Source organism: Paenibacillus sp. JT31N7, assembly GCF_059692095.1.
Genome location: NZ_JCAUAT010000002.1, coordinates 524,101 through 538,920, shown reverse-complemented (window position 1 = coordinate 538,920; position 14,820 = coordinate 524,101). Strand labels below are relative to the sequence as shown.

Annotated in this window: 10 protein-coding genes; 8 read left to right on the top strand and 2 right to left on the bottom strand. The window is 55.5% G+C overall.

Annotated elements, in window-relative coordinates:
• Positions 1-110: 110 nt before the first annotated feature.
• Positions 111-563 (top strand): hypothetical protein, encoded by a 453-nt coding sequence (locus tag AC58P5_RS12730; RefSeq protein WP_497386948.1) that lies wholly within the window; start codon positions 111-113, stop codon positions 561-563.
• A 297-nt stretch (positions 564-860) separates the two neighbouring features.
• A complete protein-coding gene (locus AC58P5_RS12725) occupies positions 861-1,484 on the top strand; it encodes an HAD-IA family hydrolase (RefSeq protein ID WP_497386946.1) in 624 nt (207 codons plus the stop codon).
• Positions 1,485-1,619: 135 nt separating this feature from the next.
• Here AC58P5_RS12725 and AC58P5_RS12720 read toward each other — a convergent pair whose 3' ends face one another.
• Positions 1,620-2,909, bottom strand: a complete 1,290-nt coding sequence (locus AC58P5_RS12720) for an alpha-L-fucosidase (protein WP_497386944.1) — start codon at positions 2,907-2,909, stop codon at positions 1,620-1,622.
• A 344-nt stretch (positions 2,910-3,253) separates the two neighbouring features.
• Here AC58P5_RS12720 and AC58P5_RS12715 point away from each other — a divergent pair, with 344 nt between their 5' ends.
• The 3 genes from AC58P5_RS12715 to AC58P5_RS12705 are packed head-to-tail and all read left to right on the top strand — an operon-like array spanning position 3,254 to position 6,797.
• Positions 3,254-4,222 (top strand): ABC transporter permease, encoded by a 969-nt coding sequence (locus AC58P5_RS12715; RefSeq protein ID WP_497386942.1) that lies wholly within the window; start codon positions 3,254-3,256, stop codon positions 4,220-4,222.
• Positions 4,223-4,241: 19 nt separating this feature from the next.
• Positions 4,242-5,150 (top strand): carbohydrate ABC transporter permease, encoded by a 909-nt coding sequence (locus tag AC58P5_RS12710; protein ID WP_497386940.1) that lies wholly within the window; start codon positions 4,242-4,244, stop codon positions 5,148-5,150.
• 36 nt (positions 5,151-5,186) lie between these two features.
• Entirely contained in the window at positions 5,187-6,797 is a 1,611-nt protein-coding gene (locus tag AC58P5_RS12705; protein WP_497386938.1) for a type 2 periplasmic-binding domain-containing protein, read from the top strand.
• Between the two features lie 406 nt (positions 6,798-7,203).
• On the opposite strand, the gene AC58P5_RS12700 is transcribed toward AC58P5_RS12705, so the two are convergent.
• Positions 7,204-9,459, bottom strand: coding sequence for a helix-turn-helix domain-containing protein (locus tag AC58P5_RS12700; protein ID WP_497386936.1), 2,256 nt, complete (start codon positions 9,457-9,459; stop codon positions 7,204-7,206).
• 157 nt (positions 9,460-9,616) lie between these two features.
• Between AC58P5_RS12700 and AC58P5_RS12695 the strand changes: the two genes are divergently transcribed.
• The 3 genes from AC58P5_RS12695 to AC58P5_RS12685 all read left to right on the top strand — a co-directional run bounded on the left by AC58P5_RS12695 (position 9,617) and on the right by AC58P5_RS12685 (position 14,819).
• Complete coding sequence (locus AC58P5_RS12695; protein WP_497386934.1) at positions 9,617-11,014, top strand: alpha-L-fucosidase; 1,398 nt, start codon at positions 9,617-9,619, stop codon at positions 11,012-11,014.
• A gap of 51 nt (positions 11,015-11,065) precedes the next feature.
• On the top strand, positions 11,066-12,088 hold the full coding sequence (locus AC58P5_RS12690; protein WP_497386932.1) for a carbohydrate-binding family 9-like protein: 1,023 nt from the start codon (positions 11,066-11,068) through the stop codon (positions 12,086-12,088).
• Positions 12,089-12,161: 73 nt separating this feature from the next.
• Entirely contained in the window at positions 12,162-14,819 is a 2,658-nt protein-coding gene (locus AC58P5_RS12685; RefSeq protein WP_497386930.1) for a transglutaminase domain-containing protein, read from the top strand.
• Position 14,820 lies beyond the last annotated feature (1 nt).

The following is a 14,820-nucleotide window of genomic DNA, read 5'->3' as shown; positions in this document are numbered from 1 at the left end:
GTTTTGATCGTTATGAATTTAAGTTGACAATTTACCGACAAAATAATTCGCGCTTACGGAATCACGATTGTTGTCACGGTGATCAGTCTACGCCGTCGCCCGGAAAATGCTTGACCGAAAGGGCCACCAAGCAGGAAAACGCGATAGACGATCCGGCCCGCAATCTTTTTTGGGTTTCAGGGCATGATGATCTATTTGTAATGAATTTTTCTAATTTGAGTAGTGGTGGAAAGAAAACGATATTTAAATGCTGCTTTGCCTTGGCAGTTCATCGACTTGCAGCTAAAAAAGATATAGAGATCCCTTCGTTCTTAATGATAGACACACCTATGAAAAACATAAGTGAACGCGAAAATAAAGACATTTTTGAAGGGTTCTATCGATTCATCTATCTGCTGTTTGCGAATGAACTTAAAAATAGGCAACTTATCATAGTTGATAAAGAATATTTTGGCCCAGAAGAAACATCGGTCAAAGAGTATTATTTGAATCAAGATAAATTTATAGTAAAACATATGACGCCAGACGATGACGATGAGATTGATAATTATGGAGCAAGATGAGATTATTAAATGACAACAATTATATATTATTAGGTTAATGATTCTCATTCTTAGAACATTAATAGAGATACATCGTAGATTGAATAGTTCTGACGGTAATCTCTTAAAGCAAACATTTTATGAATTAACAAAGAACAAACCTAAATGAAAGAGATTGCCAGTTGAATAGAAAAATAATTCGGAATGTTATACGCTATGCTGGTAAAAGATCATAAGCGCCATAGCTGCTCCGGCGGCTGTGGCGCTTTTTTGCCGTACGATTAAGAAAATTCCGAAACGGAAAGCTGGTGCCATGGCGTGAAACCGATTCTCATTTTTGATTTCGACGGAACGATTGTGGATTCCAAAGGGCTGGCGGTGCAGTTATTTAATGAACTGGCGGTCAAATTCGGGGGCAGACGAATCGAAGAGGCCGAAATAGACAGGCTTTCGGGCTTGTCCGTACCGGACCGTCTGAAGGCGCTGCACGTGCCGCTTTTTAAACTGCCCGCTCTTCTGCTGGAAGCCAAACGAAACTACAAACAAGCGGCGGTAAGCCTGCAGCCGGCAAACGGCATGAAGGAGCTGCTACTAGCGTTAAAAGAAGAGGGCCGCACGATGGGCATCCTGTCTTCCAATACGGCGGAAAACATCCGGCATTTCCTTGACCTGCACGGGCTGGCTGGATTCGATTTCGTTCATTCGGCAACGAATTTGTTCGGCAAGGACAAAGCGATCCGCAGCATGCTCCGCGCTCATGCGCTTCCCGCAGACCGGATTATTTACGTGGGGGACGAGCTGAGAGACGTCGAGGCCTGCCGGAGGGCCGGGGTGAAAGCGGCCGCCGTCACCTGGGGCTTCGATTCCGAAGAGCTGCTGGCCGGAGCGGGGCCCGATTATGTGTGCCGTACGACGGAGCAGCTGGCGGCAGTTTTGAGGTAGAACCTATGGATGAAGTCCGGGGTTAACGCGAGACGCAATAAGCACGCCCGAATAGAAAACGCCTGATCTGCCGGAATTGGCAGACCAGGCGTTTTCTTTTACCGCTCGCGATGGGGTTATCCCGGCCCGAATGGCCTAGTTATGCGTAACAACCGCCCCGGAACCGCCGTACATGTCCAGCTCGTTCTCCAGTTCGATTTTCAGCACGGTTACATAGTCGTGGGTATCCTCCGGTGTCAGATGAATCCAAGTGGTTCCCGGTATCTGAAACCAGGGCACGCCTCCGTGGATGTCGTACGTGAGCTCTTTGCCCGAGTGCAGGACGGTAATCGTGCGGATTTTGCTGGAGAGCCCTTTGAGGCAGACCGATTCTTTCGGATCGTCGTATACGAACAGATAGAGCGTTTTTTTATCTTTCGACAACGTGCTGCCCCCCAGATAATAGCGGGTGAGAATGCCTTCCCGTGTTCCGTAAACGGCTTCTTCGTGGGTCCGGATCCAGCTTCCGAGACCCAGCAAAATTTGTTCCTGCCGGGGATCGACCGTGCCGTCTTCCTTGGGCCCGATATCGAGCAGCATATTTCCGCCCATGGAGATGCAGTCGCAGAACATCCGGATGATCTGATGCAGAGACTTGTAATGGTTGTCGTCCGGAACGTAGCCCCAGGAGCTGTTGATCGTCGTGCAAAACTCCCAGGGGCCCTCGGGTCTCGTAATCGGCAGCCCCTGCTCGGGGGTCTTATAATCCCCGTGTCCCTGCAGACGGGAATTGATCATGATCTCGGGATTGAAGGAGTGCAGATAGTTTTTAAAAGCGGGAAGGTTCCACTGCTCGGCGCTCCGTTCCCAATCCCCGTCGAACCAGAGCAGATCCACTTTTCCGTAATTCGTCAGAAGCTCACGCAACTGTTCATTATTAAATGTCAGAAAGCGCTGCCATTTTTCTTCGTCCTGAACGCCGTCCGCCGGACTAGAGAAAGGATTGGCCTGACCCGGGTCATCGGGAACTCTGCCGCCCTCGTAAACGCTGGGATAGTCGGGATGGGACCAGTCGATCAGAGAGAAGTAGAGGCCCAGCCGGATTCCCCTGCGGGTCACCGCATCGGCATACTCCCGGATGATGTCCCTGCGGACCGGCGTGCTTTTGACCACGTTCAGATCACTGGCCTGCGTATCCCACAAGGCGACGCCGTCGTGATGCTTCGTTGTGAGCACGGCATACTTCGCGCCGGACTTCTCGATCAGATCCGCCCATTTGTCCGCATCAAAGTTCCGGGCGGTAAAGCCGTCGAGCTGCTTCATATAGTCCTCGTAAGAAATGCGCCCGTTGTAGAAGGACCATGACTCGGCGATTCCGTTAACCGCATAAATTCCGTAATGAATGAAAATCCCCAGCTTCGCGTCCTCGAACCACTGCTGTACCATCTGTTATCCTCTCCTTTTCGTGTAACGATTCTAAAGCAGTATCTCACATTCCGCAGGCGATGGATTGATGTGGTTTTTGTCGTCCGCTTGCGGAGAACAAGAATGACCAGCCGGCCACTTTCGGGGAATTGGTTATCTTTGCGTTCGGGAAACCCGAAGCGGGTGAATCCCGCCAAGAATATGTATTTTTTGTTTTCCAAATGTCGGAAAACGCGGATTTACTCCCTAACGGAGCAGGCCGGTACGAATGATGTAGGGATGGAAAATGACATATTTACGGACTCCCGCTCCGGGGGATACACTTTTGAAAACGCTATCAAAACTAAACGGAAAGGAGTGATACGATGCAGGCAAAAGCAAACATCCGCACGGCAGGCACGGCGGGGCGCCCGAAAACGGGGACAGAAAAGAAGCCGGTCTGGAAACGGATGGTTTTAAACTGGGAACTGTACGTGTTTATCGCCCCGGCGTTTCTTTACTTTCTTATTTTTCATTACGGGCCCATGTACGGCATCCTGATCGCCTTCAAAAATTTTATTCCTACCAAAGGAATATGGGGGAGCCCCTGGGTCGGATTCGATCATTTCGTCCATTTTTTCGAGTCGTATTATTTCTGGGATCTATTGTGGAACACGCTGAGCATCAGCTTGTACGACCTTGCCATCGGGTTTCCGATTCCGATCCTTCTGGCACTCGCTTTTAACGAAGTGCGGGACGGATTTTTCAAACGGATGGTGCAGACCGTGACGTACGCCCCTCATTTTATATCCGTTGTCGTCATGGCCGGGATGATCATTACGTTCCTGTCGCCGTCTACGGGAATTCTGGTGCATTTGATCGAGAAGCTCGGCTTCGATGCCCCGCAGGTTTTGACGGACCCGAAATGGTTCAAAACGATGTATGTGTTCTCGGGGGTGTGGCAGAGCGCAGGCTGGGGAACGATTATTTACCTGGCGGCTTTGTCCGGCGTGGACCCGCAGCTGCATGAAGCGGCCATTATCGACGGCGCCTCGAGATTCCAGCGCATCCGGCACATTAATATTCCGACGATCGTACCGACGATGACCATTTTGCTCATTCTGAATATGGGAAGCCTCTTCGGGGTCGGATTCGAGAAAATCCTGCTGCTGCAAAATCCGCTCAACATGGAGGCGTCGGATGTCATTTCCACCTTCGTCTACCGTTCGGGTCTGGTCAACGCCCAGTACAGCTTCTCGGCGGCGGTCGGGTTGTTTAACTCCATTGTAAGCGCTATATTGCTGGTGACCGTGAACCAGATTGTCCGCCGTACCAGCGAGAACAGCTTATGGTAAATAGAAAGGAGGAAACCGGATGAGCTCGACCGTTAAAGATACGGCGCGGGATAAACTGTTCCTGATCAGCACGTATGTCTATGTCGCGATTGCCCTCATTCTCGTGGCTTATCCCCTGGTTTATATTTTGAGCGCTTCGGTCAGCAATCCGAAGTATGTCGGCTCGGGCGAGATGTGGCTGTTCCCGAAAGGGTTCACGCTCGAAGGGTACCAAATCGTTTTTGCCAACATGAAAATCTGGATGGGGTACGCCAATACGATTTTGTATACGGTGGTCGGGACGGCCGTTAACCTGCTCGTCACGATTCCGGCGGCGTATGCGCTCAGCCGCAAAGATTTTGCGGGCCGCAACTTTTTTATGGGCATGTTTATGGTGACGATGTTTTTCGGAGGCGGTCTTGTACCCACGTACCTGCTCGTCAAGGGTCTCGGGCTCATGAACAGCATGTGGGCGATCATTTTGCCTTCTGCGGCGTCCATCTGGAACATCATCGTGTCGCGGACGTTTTTTCAGACTTCCATTCCGAAGGAACTGCAGGAAGCGGCCCAGATCGACGGCTGCACGAATATGCGGATGTTTCTGAAAATCATCCTGCCGCTTTCGATGCCCATCGTGGCGGTCATGGCACTTTTCTACGGAGTCGGCAACTGGAACAGTTACTTCTCCGCGCTGATTTACCTGCATGAAGAATCCAAATATCCGCTTCAGCTGATCTTGCGCCAGATTCTCGTACTGCAGGAGATGTCGGCCCAGACAGGCGGCTCGCTGGACGCCTCGACGGCCTCCGCGCTCAACAACAAAGCCGAGATTGCGGCGCTCGTCAAGTACGCCGTCATCATCGTGTCCACGCTGCCGATTATTGCGATCTATCCGTTTCTGCAGCGCTATTTCGTGCAAGGCGTCATGATCGGTTCCGTCAAGGGCTGATCTTGCCATATACCATACAAGGGGAGGATTTTACTTATGAAAAAGGTTCTGAAATCAAGCTCGCTCATGCTCGGACTTACGCTTGTGATAGCCGGTCTGTCCGCCTGCGGATCTGCCGATAAAGCCGGGGACACGGGAACCGGAAAAAACGCCTCCGAAGTGAAAAAAGACGGGTTCCCGATCGTCGATAAACCGATGACAATGACCCTGATGGCTCCCGATGTCGGCGTGCAGGACTGGAATAAAATGCAGGTGATGCAGGAAATGGAGAAACTGACGGGCATCAAGATGCAGTACCAGAACGCGCCGATAGACAGTTTCGATTCGAAGAAAAACCTTGTGTTCGCAAGCGACAGTCTGCCGGACGTTTTCTTCGGGGCGGACATCAAGCCGGCGGAGCAGGTGACGTACGGCAGCCAGGGCGTGCTCCTTCCCCTTGAAAATCTGATCGATAACTACGCGCCGAACTTGAAGAAAATTCTTGACGAGCATCCGGAGATCCGTAAAAACATGACGACTCCGTCGGGTCATATTTACGCGCTCCGCACGATTGACCTGTCGGCGGTCTGGTACCGCGGTCCGATGTGGTACAACGGTAAATTCCTGAAGGCGCTGGGGATGACGAAGCTGCCGGAGACGACAGAAGAGCTCTACACGTATCTTAAGCGCGTGCAGGACGAAGATGCGAACGGCAACGGCAAGAAGGACGAGGTTCCGCTGACCTCTGTCAAACTCGACGACCTGCGGATGTTTTTCCTCGGATTCTGGGGCATCTACGACGAGGTTGTTTACGCCGACAAAGCGGGCAAGGTCCATTACACCCCTCAGGAAGAAGGCTACAAAGGGTATTTGACGTTCCTGAACCGCTTGTGGAAAGACAACCTGCTCGATCACGAGACGTTCTCTCAAACCGACGAACAGAAGAAAGCGAAAGGCAAAAACAACCGCGTCGCGCTGTTCAGCGATTATTATCCTTACTTCACGCTGGGCACGGAACCGGACGACAGCAACCCGATGATGAAGCCGGTCAAAAGCGAAGTGCCGGATTCGCCCGTTTACGGCAAGCATCCGGGCATTTCCTCGAACGGAACGTTCGCCATCACGAAGAGCAACCCGAGTCCGGAAGCGGCCATGCGCTGGGTCGATCATATGTACGGGTACGAAGGCGGCACGCTGTTCGCTCAGGGTCCGGAGGATGTGCTCTGGAAGTACACGGATAAGGAGAAGCACGTCAAGGAATGGAAGCCCGTACCGGGCGGAGGCGACCGCGAAGAATACAGGGGCACGCTGACTCCGAACTACGGCATTCTTGTGCCGGGTGCCGCCAGCAGCGAGCTGTCCAAAGGGCTGAAAACCGATTTCGATAAATGGATCGACAAAGAAAACGAAGAGAAGCTGACGCCGATCGCCAAAATCCCGTTCCCGAGCGTCTTCCTGACGGAAGAAGAGCAGGCGGAAGTAACCCGGCTTAAGTCCGATCTGGATACGTACGTCAAGCAGATGGAAGCGAAGTTCGTAACCGGCCAGGAACCGCTGGCGAACTGGGACGCTTATGCGGGCCAGCTTAAGAAGATGGGCAGCGACAAGATCGTAAGCATCTACCAGGCGGCGTACGACCGCTGGAACCAGGGCAGCGAGAAGAAGTAAGCCTGCCTAATGTCCAGACGCTGCTTCATGCGGGCGGGCAGCCATTCACCGGACGCTTCGCTTCCTTCGTCAGAAGGACAATCGCCGCCTTCGTCCGCCGTCCTTGCATGCGCTGCAAAAAACAGGCCCGCCCCCGTCTAAGCGGGGAGCGGGCCTGCGGGCAAGGTCGGCGGGAGAGGGGGATTCATTTCATGGGGGGAGCGCCGGGCTGCCATCGGCTAAGGGATGCGGTTAGACCGCCTGCCGGACCGCGGGCCCGACTGTCTGCCGCACCTTCAGCGGAACCTCGTTCGGGAAGCTTATGCCGTGTGCTCCGGCCCTGTACAGCGGTTGGCCGAAGCGGACCCGCCATGTGGTTGACCCCCGTCATGTGACGCCGAGCATCGCGCCGCCGAATCACTTCCGGTTAAGCGTGCTCGCCCGACGTGTTCAGCGTCCGGTATTGACCCGGCGTATAGCCGGTTTCCTTTTTGAATTTCCGGATGAAATTAGGGGTATCCAGATAGCCGACGCGGACGATGATCTCTTTGAGCGGATCATTCGTCGTTTTCAGCTGATGCATAACCTCGTTCATCCTTTTTTGCCAGATATACTGGATAAAATTGATGCCGGTCTTCTCCTTGAACGTCCGGCTGAGATAAGAAGGCGAGATGCCGTATTCGGCGGATACGACTTCCAGACTGAGCGTGTGCTCCATGAAATGCTTGTCGATATACCCGACGATCCGGTCCATGAGGGAATGCTCTTCCTTCGTCCTGTCCCGTTCGACCTGCGAGCAAATCCGTCCGGCGAGGTCTTGGCAGATGACTTCAAACTCCTCGGATGAATTGAAGCTGAGCTTGGACAGTACGTCCTGCGTCAAGCCTTGAATACCGAGCTCGGACGCGGTTTTCAGCAGGGTCGTCAGGATGTCGTAGTGGATCAGCCGCAGATGCGGGGCGCTAAGTCCGGCTGCCGGCAAGTTTTTCAGCGCTTCCTGAAGGGTCTGCTCCGATACGTCATAGCTGCCCTGTTTCAGACTCTGGGACAGCTTCAAAAGCACGTTGCCGGGAATCCAGAAGGTACTGCGCTCCGGCGTACTGGACAGCTTCTCAAAAAAGGTAACGCTTCCATGAACGGTCAAAATGTTCGATTCAAACGCGGAACACGCTTCGATGTAGGACTGGTTCAGGTGCGAGTGGCTCCTATAAGCCGTTCCGACCCCGATAACCGGCGCGGCATCGAACAGCTCCAGCAGATGGGTCCGGATGCCTTCCACGATCTGCTGCATCTGGCCGAAAGGCGGCGTCTGACCGGCGGGATTGAACCCGACGACAAGCGCAAGCTGGTTCGGAAGGGGAAGTTCCACGCTGTAAGCTCTGGCGGCAAGCCCGGGAAAATCGACCTCGGCAAAAAGCTGAATCATCGTCTGCCAGTCATCCTTGCTGTCGTGCAGACGGGAGCGCTTGTCAAACCCGATGACCATCGCAAAGTGGCGGGCATGATCGAATTTCAGATCGAAAGCATCCAGAAGATCGGCCGACAGGCTCTTGGTCTGCCCGTATTTAAGCAGCATGAGAAGAGCGTGATTGCGGGCGTAAGGCTCCTGAAGGTCCGCCCGGGTGCTGTGCTCCTGCAGGGAAATCCGGATCCGTTCGAGCTCATTGCCCGAAGTCCGGCTGCTTCTTGATTTGGAGCTGGCGAAATTGACCAGGTTCGAGATAGGCAGGTACTGCATCCGGGCGAGCAGCAGCGCCAGGGCGGCTCCGACGATCACGACGATGGAGACCAGCAGAATAATAAAGCTGCGCACATGCAGCACGCTGCTGAAAAACTGGGCGCTCGGCATTAGCGTGACGTAAGTCCAGCCGTTTTTGTCGGATTTCACGGATACGACCGAGTGGGATTGCCCGTTTAACGTCTGATCGTGGATGCCAGGAGAGAGTTTGAACAAGGCTCCGAGGTCGCCCGCCGTCAGGGACTCTTCGTTTCCGTTGTTCGTCAGGACCTGCCCGTTGTTGTCGAAAATGTACGTCAGCCCGCTGTAGCTGCCGAGAATGGAATCGATCAGGCCGGTGAGCTCCGACTCCGGGATAAAGTACATGACGGTCCCGTGGGGGGCCGGACTGTTGGGCGTAATCGGCACCAGGTAAGCGAGGATCGACTGCTGCAGGGATGTCGGCTGGCTGACGAGGTCGGCCGGCCGCATTTTCGGAAACTTAAGCGTATTCAAATCCTGCCGCAGCACGTCCTGGGTCCAGTTGTGGAAGCTGTATTTGTCCGAAAACACGTCCAGCCCGGACATGCCGAAGGACGAATAAATTTTATCGTCGTCGTGATAGTACAGGAACAGATCCCCGATTATGGAGCTGGTCGCTTTGTAGTTGTTCAATGCGCTGATCGCTTCCCGGCTGTAATAGGGGTCGTGAACCTTGTAAAGCGTCAGCCGGTCGTCGTAAGAAATCCGGGACGCGATTTCGGTCAATTCTTTGACCCGTCCGTCGATGATGGTCTTCGTCTGATTGAGCTGGTTAAGGTGGGACTGCTCGATTTCGGATTGAAGATTGCTTACGGCGCTGCGGTAAATGAAGATTGTCGCGAACGCCAGCGGAATAAGCAGAATGAACAAATACGACCAAATATATCGCATAAAAAGTTTCGATTTAAAGTAATCGGATTTCATTGGTTGTTCCCTCCTGTTTCGGAATGATTGAGCTTCTAATCGGTGTTTTGAAAGGAATATCCATAATCATACCAAAAAAACAGCGGATTCATAGGGCAGTTCGTAGGATTTATGAAAGGGATTACAAAAAAAGAATCGCTCGCCTGGAGGTTATGTGATGAGTGAGATAAACGCAGAAACACAAGAAGTGCCACCGCCGGACGTCGTGGAAGGCGTGCACAATTACAGCCGCGAGGAAGACTGGATTAAACCGGAAGACCCCGTTCTGCTGGAGCGGCTGGAGTGGTTCCGGGACCAGAAGCTGGGGCTCATGATGCACTGGGGGCCGTACTCCCAGCTCGGTGTCGTGGAATCGTGGGCGCTGAGCGACGCGGATGCGGACTGGTCCCGGGACGGAATCGACTGGGACGTGAACGGGGAAGAGCTTAAACGCGAATACTTCGGGCTGAACCGCACGTTTAACCCTCTCCGCTTTCAGCCTGAGCTTTGGGCCGGCCTCGCCGCCGACAGCGGCTTCAAGTACCTGAACTTTACGACGAAGCATCATGACGGCTTCTGTATGTGGGATACAAGCACGACGGATTACCGCGTGACGCATCCCGACTGCCCGTTCCATGCCCACCGGCATGCGGATATTTGCGGAAGGCTCTTCGACGCTTTCAGGGCGAAGGGACTGGCGATATCCGCCTACTTCTCCAAAGCGGACTGGCGCTCGCCTTATTACTGGGCCCCGGGAATGGAGCGGGGCGGAAGCACGTCGCGGGGGACCTCTTACGACACGAGGGAACACCCGTGGCTGTGGGAGCAGTTCGTGAAGTTCACGCACGAGCAGATCAGGGAGCTCATGACCCGCTACGGGCGCATCGATATGCTGTGGCTGGACGCCGGCTGGGTGAATGCGGCCAACAACCAGGACATCCGGCTCGGCGAAGCGGTGGAAAAGGCACGCGAGCTGCAGCCCTGGCTGCTCTGTGCGGACCGGACCGTGGGGGGACCGTACGAAAATCTGATCACCCCCGAGCAGACACTTCCGGAGCGCCCCCTGCTCGTCCCGTGGGAGAGCTGCATCACGATGGGGACGTCGTTCTCGTTCCGGTACGAGGACACGTATAAAACCGTCCGCCAGCTCGTCCATCTGCTCGTCGAGATTGTGGCGAAGGGCGGCAACCTTGCCCTCAACGTCGGGCCTCAGCCGGACGGAAGGCTGCCGGAGACGGCCGTGGCGAGGATGAAAGGACTCGGAGCGTGGCTGAAGGTAAACGGCGAAGCCATTTACGGAACGCGCATCTGCGAGCCTTATAGTTCCGGCAGCTGGCGTTTCACGCGGAAGGGGGAGACCGTTTACGCCTTCTGTCTGGTTGAGCGGGAGCAGGCGCCGATGGAAGCGGAGATGTGCATCCCCTTTCGCGATTCTTTTGCCCGGGTGGAGCTGCTGGACGGAGACATCCGGCTGGATTACCGGCTGACCGAAGGAGGCATCGCCCTTCGCCTTCCGGAGGCTGTCTTGGAGAAGGAAGCACCCGAGGCCATCGTGTTCCGGCTGTCCAAGAAGTAAGGCGGCCCTGTCCGGAACATTTTTATCCATTTAGAGAAAGGGGTGATCGGCATGACGCTAAGCGGGGTGCCGGAACCGCGCATCACTTTTGCGCCGAAGCATTACTTGTGCAGGCGGGCGTCCGGGCCGCTGGAGCTTGACGGGCGGGTCGACAAGCCGTTCTGGGACACGGCCGACTGGACGGACGATTTTACCGATATCGAAGGAGACGCCAAACCGAAGCCCTCCAAACGAACACGGGTCAAGATGCTCTGGGACGACCAGTATTTCTATTTTGCGGCGGAGCTGATAGAGGACCAAATTTGGGCGACGCTTACGGAGCGGGATTCCGTCATTTTTTACGATAACGATTTTGAGATTTTTATCGATCCCGACGGGGACACCCACCAGTATTACGAATTCGAAATGAATGCGCTGAATACAGTCTGGGATTTGCTGCTCGTCAAACCTTACCGGGACGGAGGACCGCCCGTGAACGGCTGGGATATCCAGGGACTGAAAACGGCCGTCCATATAGACGGGGAGCTGAACAACCCGGGCGCGGACAACCGGAAGTGGACGCTGGAGGTGGCGATGCCTTGGTCCGCTTTGCGGGAGTGCGCTCCCGAAAACCGCCCGCCGGTCCAGGGAGAATTCTGGCGCGTGAATTTCTCGCGGGTGCAGTGGCGGACGGAGGCTGCAGACGGTTCCTACCGGAAAATGCTTGATCCCCATAACGGCAAACCTTATCCCGAGGACAATTGGGTCTGGTCTCCGATGGGAATTGTCAACATGCATTACCCCGAGCTGTGGGGCTATGTCGTATTTGCGGACGGAGCTGGTCCGGAAAGCTTCGCGCTGCCGGACGATGAACGCGTAAAGTGGGAGCTGCGGAGGCTGTATTACCGGCAGCGCAATCATTATGAACGGTCCGGTGTCTTTATAAGCGATGTCAACGAACTTCTTGGCTGTGAGCCTTGGAACATCGTTCCGCAGGTGGAGACGACGGCAAGAAGCTTTCAGATTTATGCCGCCTCCGCCGACGGCAAAGCCGGCTATGTGATCCGCGAGGACGGAAAACTGTGGAAGGAGTGAGAGACAGATGAACGCGAAAACGAATCGGAACATAAAGCCGGCTGAGAATCGGAGTGTGGATGAGGTTTTTTCTATGGATGCCGAAACTCTGGCGGAAGTGCAGAGAAAATTTAATATCAAACGGGAGATCGCAGGGACTAAAGAAGAGGAGCTTTTCGGCGTGTTCCGGCAGGAGCTGACCGAAGAAGAGGAGTGGGCGCTCAAATTCCTTTTTGCGTATATGCCCTTGAACGATTTGGCGGATTACGACGGAGCCTTGTTTTTAAACCATGTCCGCACGACGCTTGAAATCCGTGCCAAAGTGCCTTGGGGCCGCCAAGTGCCGGATCATCTGTTTCTTCATTTCGTGCTGCCTCTCCGGGTGAACAGCGAGAATCAGGAAGATTGCCGTGGCGTTCTTTACGAGGAGCTGGCGGAGCGGACGAGGCATTTACCGATGGAAAAGGCCATCCTGGAGACCAACTACTGGTGCCACGAGAAGGCCACCTACGTCGGAAGCGATCTGCGGACGATCTCGCCGTTGACGATGCTGAAAAGTGCGCAGGGACGCTGCGGGGAAGAGTCGACGCTGGCGGTATCCGCGCTGCGGAGCATCGGCATTCCCGCCCGGCAGTGCTACACGCCCCGCTGGGCCCACTGCGACGATAATCATGCCTGGGTGGAGGCATGGGCCGACGGGCAGTGGCACTATATCGGCGCCTGCGAGCCGGAGCCGGCACTGGACCGGGGCTGGTTCAGCGCGCCCGCCCGGCGGGCCATGCTGGTCAACACCCGGGTTCACGCCAACTACCCCGGACCTGAACCCGTTACGCTGGCCGAGGAGTGGCTGACGGAAATCAACCTGCTGGAAACGTACGCGCCCGTACGGACGGTGACCGTTGCCGTCAAAGACGAAGAAGGCCGGCCGGTTGAGGGCGCGAGTGTCCTTTTCCAGCTGTACAACATGGCGGAAATGTACCCGATTGCCGTCATTACGACCGGTTCGGCGGGCCTTGCCGCGTTCAGGACGGGGTGGGGGGACCTGCTTGTCCGCGCCGTCAAAGACGGTCTGTGGGGAGAAGAGAAGCTCTCCGCAGCGGGCCGTTCCAATCAGATACTGACCATCCGAAACGCTCCGGAACCGACCGGGACAGAGGATGTCGACATGGTGCCGCCTCCCGAGCGGGAAGGCGAAGCCCGGACCGAGGTTTCCGAGGAGATGCTGAAGCTGCACCAGGAACGTGAGCAGGAGGGAACGGCCATCCGCAAGAGCTTCGAAGACACGTTCCTCGGGGAACAGGACGCGGCAAAGCTGGCCGGAGAGCTCGGTCTTCCTCCGGAGCGGGTGTGGAGTGTGCTGCGCAAGGCCCGGGGAAACAGCCGGGAAATCCGCGATTTTCTCCGGGAGCGGACCGCCGCCTATGGAGTGTGGCCTCTCCGGCTGCTGGAAAGCATAAGGGACAAAGACATGCTGGACACGTTCCGTCCGACTTTGGACGATCATCTCCTGCACACCTTGAAATGGGCGGACTCTTGGGAAGAGGACGTGTTCGTCCCATATATTCTTTGCCCGAGGGTGCACTTCGAAATGATCGGACCGTACCGGCGGCTGTTCGAAGAAGCGTTCACGGTAGAGGAGGCTGCCGCATACCGGAAGGACCCGTCGGGGCTTGTGCGCCGTTTTGCCGCCGAATTCGAGGTGCGGGACGATTTGACGAATCTTCCGGGCCGGGCTTCCGCCGCTGGCAGCTTCGCGCTGAAGAAAGGCGACCGCCTGTCCCTCGATATTCTGCTGGTCGCCGTCTGCCGCAGCCTCGGCATTCCGGCCCGGCTTCATCCGAATAATCAGAAGCCCCAGTATATGCGGGACGGCGAATGGATCAATGCCGGTTGGCACGAAGAAAGCAAAGCGCAGAGAGGGACGCTGCTGCTTCGCCAGCCGGGCGGGTACGCGCATCCGGTCGATGCCGAGCCGCAGGCGGCTGGCTCGCATTCAGACTCCGCGGCCTCTGAAGAGTCTGCCGCAGGGCCCGCCCCGGAGGCTTCCTACTTCCAGAATCTCACCGTGGCCCGGCTTGAGGGCGGTCTCTACCGGACGATCGTGTTCCCGCACGGCAAGAGCGATTTGTACGAGGAGCCTCTTGAACTGGAGGCCGGAAGCTACCGGATGACGACGGGAACGCGGCTTAAGGACGGGACGGTACTGGTCCGTTTCCGCTATTTTACCGTTAATCCCGGCCGGCAGACGGAGCTGACGCCAACCTACCGCACGGCTCCATCGGATGTTCCCGTACTGGGTTCCGTGGACGGACGCACAGTATTCGGCAGCCTGGAGGAGAACGGAAAAGCCCGCACGCTTGAAGATTTGGCGGGCGGCCGTGCCGTGCTGGCGGCCTGGATCGAACCGGAAAGGGAGCCTTCCAAGCACCTGATCCGTGAGCTTACAGAGCTTTCCAATTTGTATGCTAAAGCGGAAGCAGCCGTTATAATGGTGATAGGCGACGATCGGAGAACGGTTTCATTCGATCCCGACCGTTATGGCGGTCTGCCTGCGGGAACTCATTTTGTCCGGGATGAAGGATACGTTTCCCTGGACGAATTTGCCGCGAAGATTCCGCTGCCCGATGCCGGTTTCCCGCACGTTTTCGTTGTAGACCGGGAGGGACAAATCCGTTACACCCAGTCGGGGTACAAAGTGGGATCCGCCAGGGAAGCTTTGCAAATTTTCGGAAATTTGTGTGAGAACGATTAGG

Coding starts and splice junctions, on each gene's coding strand:
- AC58P5_RS12695 (WP_497386934.1), top strand. CDS start 9,617: ATGAGTGAGATAAACGCAGAAACACAAGAAGTGCCACCGCCGGACGTC.
- AC58P5_RS12705 (WP_497386938.1), top strand. CDS start 5,187: ATGAAAAAGGTTCTGAAATCAAGCTCGCTCATGCTCGGACTTACGCTT.
- AC58P5_RS12715 (WP_497386942.1), top strand. CDS start 3,254: ATGCAGGCAAAAGCAAACATCCGCACGGCAGGCACGGCGGGGCGCCCG.
- AC58P5_RS12685 (WP_497386930.1), top strand. CDS start 12,162: ATGGATGCCGAAACTCTGGCGGAAGTGCAGAGAAAATTTAATATCAAA.
- AC58P5_RS12700 (WP_497386936.1), bottom strand. CDS start 9,459: ATGAAATCCGATTACTTTAAATCGAAACTTTTTATGCGATATATTTGG.
- AC58P5_RS12710 (WP_497386940.1), top strand. CDS start 4,242: ATGAGCTCGACCGTTAAAGATACGGCGCGGGATAAACTGTTCCTGATC.
- AC58P5_RS12690 (WP_497386932.1), top strand. CDS start 11,066: ATGACGCTAAGCGGGGTGCCGGAACCGCGCATCACTTTTGCGCCGAAG.
- AC58P5_RS12720 (WP_497386944.1), bottom strand. CDS start 2,909: ATGGTACAGCAGTGGTTCGAGGACGCGAAGCTGGGGATTTTCATTCAT.